General features: G+C 28.6%; 1 pseudogene. It reads right to left on the bottom strand.

The annotated features are described in order from the left end of the window. Positions 1 to 266: pseudogene (locus tag ACSBRB_RS10700) on the bottom strand (glucose-6-phosphate dehydrogenase); the annotation flags it as partial.

Here is a 266-nt window from a genome sequence, read left to right as displayed (position 1 = left end):
GTAATGATCTATTCTAAATATGTCCTCTTCGTTGAAGTATTGTCTTATATAGTTATTCAAATTTTCAGCGGAATTGAAGTCTTCACCAAATGGTTTTTCAATTATTATTCTTGAAAAACCACTCGTATCAGCTAAGCCATGTTTCTTAATATTTTTAGTGATTTTTTTGAAAAAATGTGGGTTCATGGCTATATAAAAAAGCCTGTTACCCGATAAATTATATTCTTTATCAATTTGATCTGTTAATTGTCTTAATCTTTGCCAAC

Origin of the sequence: Staphylococcus auricularis (assembly GCF_051172115.1) — a bacterium.
Classification (GTDB): domain Bacteria; phylum Bacillota; class Bacilli; order Staphylococcales; family Staphylococcaceae; genus Staphylococcus; species Staphylococcus auricularis_A.
This window is presented reverse-complemented; position numbering and strand designations above follow the sequence as displayed.